8 protein-coding genes are annotated in these 7,599 nt (G+C 30.1%); 3 read left to right on the top strand and 5 right to left on the bottom strand.

The window, feature by feature from the left end; genetic code table 11:
* Positions 1-77: 77 nt before the first annotated feature.
* The gene (locus RH99_RS17015) at positions 78-494 is read left to right on the top strand and encodes an acyl-CoA thioesterase (protein WP_010241100.1); all 417 of its coding nucleotides are present in this window, start codon (positions 78-80) and stop codon (positions 492-494) included.
* A gap of 300 nt (positions 495-794) precedes the next feature.
* On the top strand, positions 795-1,472 hold the full coding sequence (queC, locus tag RH99_RS17010) for a 7-cyano-7-deazaguanine synthase QueC (protein ID WP_010241099.1): 678 nt from the start codon (positions 795-797) through the stop codon (positions 1,470-1,472).
* Between the two features lie 161 nt (positions 1,473-1,633).
* Here the strand turns inward: queC and gloA2 are convergent, their stop codons facing one another.
* The 4 genes from gloA2 to RH99_RS16990 form a co-directional block, all read right to left on the bottom strand.
* Positions 1,634-2,020: an SMU1112c/YaeR family gloxylase I-like metalloprotein gene (gloA2, locus tag RH99_RS17005; protein ID WP_010241098.1), complete on the bottom strand. Its 387-nt coding sequence runs from the start codon at positions 2,018-2,020 to the stop codon at positions 1,634-1,636.
* 377 nt (positions 2,021-2,397) lie between these two features.
* On the bottom strand, positions 2,398-3,471 hold the full coding sequence (gene rfbG, locus RH99_RS17000; RefSeq protein WP_010241097.1) for a CDP-glucose 4,6-dehydratase: 1,074 nt from the start codon (positions 3,469-3,471) through the stop codon (positions 2,398-2,400).
* Positions 3,472-3,485: 14 nt separating this feature from the next.
* On the bottom strand, positions 3,486-4,433 hold the full coding sequence (locus RH99_RS16995; RefSeq protein ID WP_010241096.1) for an NAD-dependent epimerase/dehydratase family protein: 948 nt from the start codon (positions 4,431-4,433) through the stop codon (positions 3,486-3,488).
* Between the two features lie 450 nt (positions 4,434-4,883).
* Positions 4,884-5,624: a sugar phosphate nucleotidyltransferase gene (locus RH99_RS16990; RefSeq protein ID WP_010241070.1), complete on the bottom strand. Its 741-nt coding sequence runs from the start codon at positions 5,622-5,624 to the stop codon at positions 4,884-4,886.
* Positions 5,625-5,997: 373 nt separating this feature from the next.
* Here RH99_RS16990 and RH99_RS16985 point away from each other — a divergent pair, with 373 nt between their 5' ends.
* Positions 5,998-6,495 (top strand): D-glycero-alpha-D-manno-heptose-1,7-bisphosphate 7-phosphatase, encoded by a 498-nt coding sequence (locus tag RH99_RS16985; protein ID WP_010241069.1) that lies wholly within the window; start codon positions 5,998-6,000, stop codon positions 6,493-6,495.
* A 59-nt stretch (positions 6,496-6,554) separates the two neighbouring features.
* Here the strand turns inward: RH99_RS16985 and RH99_RS16980 are convergent, their stop codons facing one another.
* A complete protein-coding gene (locus RH99_RS16980) occupies positions 6,555-7,253 on the bottom strand; it encodes a TerC family protein (RefSeq protein ID WP_010241068.1) in 699 nt (232 codons plus the stop codon).
* Between the last annotated feature and the right edge of the window lie 346 nt (positions 7,254-7,599).

Raw genomic sequence — 7,599 nt, 5'->3', positions numbered from 1 at the left:
GTGTAGTTTATGTATAAAACAAGTATAATTAATCCGTGTAGTATAAGTCCGCAGGATATAGAGAGGAAGTGGTATCTATGTATACTAATGATACAGTACTTAAAGTTAGATATGCTGAAACAGATAAAATGGGAATTGTACATAATTCTAGGTACTATATATGGTTTGAAGTTGCTAGAGATGAGTATATAGAGAAATTAAATATTACATATAAGCAACTAGAGGATATGGAAATAATGATGCCTATTGTAGAAACACATTGTAAATATTTAGAGGGTGCAAAATATGGAGATGAGATTCTAATAAAGACATCTGTTACAGAAATAAGTGGAGTGAAGGTAGTTTTTAGCTATGAAGTATTTAGAAATAGTGATAAAAAGCTTTTGGCAAAGGGAGGAACAACTCAAGCCTTTGTAAACAGTAAAGAATTTAAAATAATAAATATTAAGAAAAAATACCCTGAAATTTGGAAATTATTTGAAAGGTTAGTATAATGCCAATATTACAGTGAAAAGTTCAACCTACGCTTCGCTTAGAGGTGGAGGTATTAACCTTTAGAGAGTAAATTGAAGCAAGTTCTTAATCAAGTTCTTAATTCAGGTGGGGATTCTTTTACCCCATCTGAATTTTAGAACTGCGAATGCATGGCTTACTTGGCGTTGGACTCCCACTTTAAGAAAAGCAGAGAACCAAAATCTTTTTTTTGATTTTGTGTGAATCGCTTTCACAGAGTGCGTGGGAGACTTACACCAAGTTAGTCAGGTTAAAATTTTATAATATAAAAGAGGGATAAGATGAAAAAAGCAGTTGTTTTATTATCAGGTGGATTGGATTCAACCACAGCGTTGTATCTTGCAAAATCTAAAGGATTTGAGGTTTATGCAATTTCATTTAATTATGGTCAAAGACATAAAAAGGAAATAGAGTCTGCAAAAAAAGTTGCAGAAAAAGCTGGTACAAAAGAACATATTATTGTGAATACCAACATGAATGCCTGGGGAGGTTCAGCGCTTACTGATTCTAACATAAAAGTTCCAGATGGGGAAGAGCACAGAGAAGAGATTCCTGTAACCTATGTACCAGCAAGAAATATGATATTCTTGTCCTATGCGGCTTCTTATGCTGAGGCTATAGGGGCACAGGATATATTTATAGGAGTAAGTCAAGTGGACTATTCTGGTTATGTGGATTGCAGAAAAGAATTTATAGATGCTATGGAAAATGCTATTAATATGGGTACCGTATGTGCTGTAGAAGAACATAAAAATATAAAAATCCATGCACCATTTATGAATATGACTAAAGCAGAGGAAATAAAACTTGGAATGAGCCTTGGTGTAGATTATTCATTAACTTGGACTTGTTACAATGGTTATGAAAATGCTTGTGGGCAGTGTGATAGTTGTTTACTTAGATTAAAAGCTTTTGAAGAAGCGGGGTATGAAGATCCGGTAAAATATATGGAGAAATAGTTGAAAATTGAGAGTTGAAAGTTGAGAATTAATAAAATTTTCTGCAGTGTCAAAAAATTTTTCTTAATTGTCCACTATCTACTCTCAACTTCACACTGTGTTTTTAGTTCCTGTCTTCTTAAATTACTAATTTAAGAAGACATTATTTTTAGATACTTTATTTATTTTTCATAAATTTCTATAGGAAGATTATCAGGGTCACTTAAAAAGGTAAACTTTTTATTGGTAAATTCATCTAGTCTTATTGGTTCCACGGCTATGTCTTTGTTTTTTAAGTATCCAACTGTATCCTCTATATTATCTACCTCAAAAGAGATATGTCTTAGCCCACAGGCTTCAGGATAGCTTGGACGCTTTGGGGAATTGGGAAAAGAAAATAATTCGATTTGATCGGATTCACCTACTTTTAGGTCTAGTTTATAAGAATCTCGTTCTTTTCTGTAGGCTTCGTGTATTATAGCCAAACCGAGAACTTCTGTATAAAATTTTTTCGATGTAGTATAATCAGAGCATATTATTGCTATGTGGTTTATTCTATTTAACTTCATAATTAATATTCCTTTCTCTTTTTAAATTGTATGGTAATAAATTTGGGTACTTTTTAAAATTATAGCATATTCTGCTGAGAGCATAATAGAAATTATACGGTTGGATTTTAAAATAAGATTATAAGGCACCTTCAAATAAATAACTAGTCAGTATGCTAGCCTATTTTGAATTCTACTGCGTCAGCAGAACCCTCTGATAGCACCACTATTATCAGGACCTGTTTCCTTGTATAATTCAAAATAGACGTCGCATCTTTGACTTGTTATTTATTTTCACATGCCTAAATATTGCATATGTATTTGTAGATAATGCATAATGTCAGTTTAACATATACAATATTTATCTTTATGAAATCATTGAGATAAGGTACTCAAATTTATTTACTGCAATATTCATTGATTTGTTTTACACATAAAGCGTAAACATCTGTACTGTCATAGTTTTTATACCATTCAACAGTTTTCTGAATAGCTTTATCTACATTCCAATTTGGTTTCCAGTTCAAATTAAACTTAGCTTTACTTATATCAAGATTTAACAAATTTGCTTCATGAACAGATTTTGAAGATGAATCCAATGTTGTGTAGTGTCCTGATCCCCAATATTTAATAAGTGCTTTTGTAATTTCCTCCACGCTTACAATACTCTCTTCATTAGGGCCAAAGTTCCATGCACCAGAAAATGAAGTATTATATTCTAAGAGTTTAGAGCCCAATTTTAGATATCCACCTAAGGGTTCAAGTACATGCTGCCAAGGTCTGATGGCATTAGGATTTCTTAATACTATATTATTATTTGACTTTAATGCATTTATACAGTCAGGAATAATTCTATCCTTTGACCAGTCACCACCGCCAATTACGTTACCAGCCCTCACAGAAGCTATAACTTTATTATGATTATTATATTCTTTTGGATTAAAAAAGGAGTTACGATAAGAAGAAACTAAAAGTTCTACACAACCTTTACTGGAACTATAAGGATCGTATCCGCCCATAGCATCATTTTCTCTATAGCCCCATATCCATTCTTTATTTTCATAACACTTATCACTAGTTATAATCACCGCAGCCTTTGTAGCTTTGCAATTTCTTATAGCTTCTAGTAAATTTAAAGTTCCCATTACATTTACTGAATAGGTATATTTAGGATGTTCATAGGAGTATCTTACAAGAGCCTGCGCTGCAAGGTGAAAAACAATTTCGGGTTTATATTTTTTAAAGGTATTATTAAGTAAAGTACTATCTCTAATATCACCTCTAATATCTACTATATTATTTTTTAAACCACATAAAGAAAAGTTATCTTGTGGATTGATAGGGTCTAAAGCATAGCCTATTACATTTGCACCAAGTTCTTTTAGCCATAGGGAAAGCCAAGAACCCTTAAATCCAGTATGCCCAGTAATTAAAACATTTTTATTCTTAAACATATTTAGAGATAAATCCATTTACATATCACCTCCTAATACAATTTGCTATTTTTTTTGTACCAATCTATAGTTTTAATTATTCCGTCCTCAAGACTTATTTTTGGTGTCCAGTGAAGTATGGATTTAATTTTGCTAATATCTGCCTTAGGAGTCCACATCTCGTTTTCTCTGTAAGGTATAGTTCCATATAAAGGTTTTTTATCAGTGTTAATATTTTTAAATATTAAATCTACATAATATTTTAGGGGATGTATATTTCCACTAGCAATATTAAAAATATTATTATCTATAGAAGTATCTTTTGCAGAGAGAATCATTCCATCTATTATATTTTCTATATAACAATAGTCTCTGTATTGTTCACAATTAGTGAGTTTTACATCTTTATTTTGTAATATAGATAAAATTATATGACAAAAAATTTTATGAGGTGCTTCACCTTCACCAAAAATTCCAAAAGGGCGTAAGGTAACAATATTAATATTATTTTCTTTGGCAATTTGGTGTGCCAGTATAGTAGAGCATGCTTTAGTACTACCATAAATACTCACGGGGAGGGGGCACATATCTTCAGTCATTAAATCTTTTCTATTGCCGTATTCAGCACAGCTACCAATATTTATAATCTTTCTACAGTAAGTATCTCTTAATGAGTTTAATATATTTACAGTTCCCACTATATTAGTATTAGTGGCAGCAATATATTCTTTTTTGGAAGAATCTACTCCATAGGCTGCTAAATGAAAGACATACTCAGGATTTATAGTTTTTATAATTTTATGAATTTCTTCGTTATTTGATATATCAGCTTCAATAATATTAACTTTGTTTGTAATATCTTTTATTCTCCAGGGATTAGAATTTTTTCTCTCTATAATAAATATTTTAGCCTTTTCTTTTAACATACGTGGTATTAGATGAGAACCAATAAAGCCTAAACCACCAGTTATTAATACTCTTTTATCTTTGAAATCATCCATATATTATTCCCCCTATATAAGTGATTTAGGATTAAGTTATAATATTTAGTCTAATTTATCCGATGACTACCATCCGTAATATTCCTAGCTGAGATAACGGCTGCTACGTCCCTGGATAACGATTTCTAAGTATCCCAACCCGATACTAAGAACTCTGTTTATAAAGGTTCCTTGTATCTTTTGTATTTTCAGTGTAATATAGGTTTTCTACAGAACTTGACTTTCATAAATCAAATGCACAGTTATTAAATATATTTATTCCATTAAAATTATATTTGGTTCAGGAGTATTCTTTTAGGCTTCTAGTATACTTAATTTTAAGTAATTTAGTATCGTTTATAGAACTAATATGAATTATTTTGAAATTTTAAAATATGGGAATATATACCTTATTATTAGAGCATCTATATTTATGATATAAAATTTAATAAGGTATACTTCCTTTCATGTTTAACTTTTCCATGTCTTATTTGCAGTCAACAAATCTTTGTAGGTGTCTATAGACAACCAATACCCATCGTGTAGATATACAGATAGCTCATTTTGTTTTGCTAACTTTTTTAGAGGACTTTGTTCAAAAATACAAGAATCTTTATTTTCTATATAATCAAATATTTTGGTGTTTAATACAAAGAAACCTCCATTTATTATTCCATCTAGCGTAGATTTTTCATCAAAGGATTTAGCAATACCGTTTTCCACGGTGAGAATACCATATTGGCTTTTCCTTTGTATGCCTGTTACAGTTGCAAGTTTACCTTTATTATTATGATAGGATAACAAGGTTTTAATATTTATATCTGATAGACCATCACCATAGGTTAACATGAAGGTGTCTTCATCAATATATTTTTCTATTTTTTTTATTCTTCCACCAGTCATGGTATTAACTCCAGTATCAACAAATGTTATTTTCCAGTTTTCTGGTTTGTTAAGAAGTTTTATATCGTTATTAATAGTATCTTTAATAAAGTTTTGATTTTTCCATTCATAGTTCCAAAAATATTCTTTTATTTTGTCCCCACCGAAGCCTAAAGGTAGAATAAAATCATTAAAGCCATATTTCATATAGGTTTTCATGATATGCCATATGATTGGTTTACCGTTAACCATGGCTAATGGTTTTGGTTTATTTTCAGTAGGGGACGCTAATCTAGAGCCTTTTCCTCCACATAATATAACAACCTTCATACATATCTCTCCTGAATTTTTATTATAAAATTTAAATTGTTTTTCAACAGTATAATATGCTTGTATAAGCTATATTGTGTTATAGCTTAAAATGTATCATTATAATTGAAGGATAATATAATATAGTAAAAACTTTTATAATAATAGAATAAAGAATACATAGGGTTAAATATTATCGATTATTATCATTTAACCTAGAGAAATTATTAAAATGGTATAATAGTTTTATTTTAGAAAATACTATTATAGTATTGATTTGGGTATATGCATGAAATATTATTCACAAGATCAAAATAGGCTAGCATACTGACTAGTTATTTATTTGAATATGCCTTAAGCATTTTTTAGAACTTAAAGAGGGGTGAAACTAAGATTGAATAAAGCTTTGTTTTTAGATAGAGATGGAGTTATTAATAATAATAAAAGGCCTGTTAATGAACCAGAACAATTTGAATTATACCAAGGTGTAAAAGAGGCTTTAAGTAAAGCAGAAAAAAATGGATTTCAAATATTTGTTGTAACGAATCAAGGTGGAGTGGAACTTGGACACATAACTGTTGACAAGCTTAATAAAATCCATGAAAAAATGATTCAATTACTGAATCCTTATTGTAGTATTAAAGAAATAAAATTTTGCCCAGACTATTATTCAAATAGTGGTTGTAGAAAACCGTCACCTAAGATGATACTAGAATTAGCAGAAAAATATAATGTTAATCTTAAAGAAAGCTATATGATTGGTGATAGAGATACAGATATCGAATCTGGGAAAAAGGCTGGCTGCAAGACTGGCAAAATAGGAAAGTATAATAATAAAGCTGATATTAACGGTAAAAATTTATATGATATAGTAAATAATATTCTTGATTAAAGTTATAAATTTTCATAGAAGTAGATCTATGTATAGTGAAATATAGAAAAAGCTTTCTGTTAGCGAAAGCTCTTCTTACTTCTTAGCCTGTCTTTTTCTAAGGAGGTTATATAATATCCATAAGCTATTATTATAATGGCTACGGCATAGGGGATGTATATAACAAAAAATTCAGGAACTATGCTAAGAATTAATTTATCATGTAAAAACATATCAAAAGCAGTGTGAGCAAGTATAGCGCCACCTATGTATATTACAAAAGGGTGTTTTTTCATAATGTTTGCTACATAGACGCTTCCTAAAAATATAATGGGTATATTAATAAGGAGACCAAAGATTATTAAAAATATATTGCCGTTTGCACTTCCAGCTATAGCTAGTACATTATCAATGCTCATAGTTAAATCCGCAAATACAATACTATATATGGCTCTCCAGAAGCCAGGTACACTTTTACCTTTTGTAGTTACATCAGTATTTTTGGGTTTAATAAAATCAAAAGTTATTATTATAAGTATAATGCCGCCAAATAGTTTAATGGGAAGCCATTCTATCATTAAAATATATGTAATAAAGCAGGAAAAGAGTATTCTCAGTAAAATGGCGAAAATAACACCTATAAAGGAAGCCTTTTTTGCAAGCTTTTCCGGTAAATCCTTAGTAGCCAGAGCTATTATACCTATGTTATCTCCACTTAAAACAATATCTAGTAAGGTTATCTTTATTATGCCAGTAATAATTAAAATATAACTATCCATTACTTTCCTCCAGTATATCAAAATTTAATTGAAGCAAGTTCTTAATTCAGGTGGGGATTCTTTTACCCCATCTGAATTTTAGAACTGCAAATGCATGGCTTACTTGGCGTTGAACTCCCCCTTGAAGAAAAGTAGAGAGCCCAAATTTTAATTTGGTGCGAATCACTTTCGCAGAGTGCGTGGGAGACTTACGCCAAGTTAGTCAGGTTAAAATCTATTATCTATATAAAAGTATATTTTTATAAATTTAGATTTAGTCAATTTAATCTAATAAAAATTAAATAATTTAATAAGGAGTAAGTTATAGTAATAAATAAAGAAATATATTAGTATAAATACTACGTGT

The organism is Clostridium arbusti SL206 (assembly GCF_000246895.1).
In the GTDB taxonomy this organism is placed as follows: domain Bacteria; phylum Bacillota; class Clostridia; order Clostridiales; family Clostridiaceae; genus Clostridium_I; species Clostridium_I arbusti.
The sequence above is the reverse complement of the archived record's forward strand: the minus strand, read 5'-3'. Positions and strand labels throughout refer to the sequence as shown.